The sequence below is a fragment of the Massilia sp. CT11-108 genome (assembly GCF_047302915.1).
Taxonomy (GTDB): Bacteria; Pseudomonadota; Gammaproteobacteria; order Burkholderiales; family Burkholderiaceae_D; genus Telluria; species Telluria orientalis.
In genome coordinates, this window is sequence record NZ_JBKYMO010001817.1 from 1 (window position 1) to 230 (window position 230).

Below are 230 nucleotides of genomic sequence, written 5' to 3' on the forward strand. Positions count from 1 at the left end.
TGCCACCTGCGCCTGCATGCGGATGGCCGCGACCGGCGTGCGCAGCTCGTGCGCCGCGTCCGCCGTGAAGCGCCGCTCGTTCGCGAGCAGATCGGCGATGCGCCCGAGCAGACCATTGAGCGACGCGGCGAGCGGCAGCATTTCCGCGCTCATGCCGTCGAGCGCGACGGGGTCCAGCGCGTCCGGACGGCGCGCCGCCAGCGTGCGTGCGGGCTGGGTCTTATACACAA

The 230-nt window shown here is 72.6% G+C and carries 1 protein-coding gene; it reads right to left on the reverse strand.

Annotated elements, in window-relative coordinates; genetic code table 11:
- Window positions 1-230: histidine kinase dimerization/phospho-acceptor domain-containing protein (locus tag ACEN88_RS36440; protein ID WP_413347232.1), on the reverse strand; the 230-nt coding region annotated here is incomplete at both ends.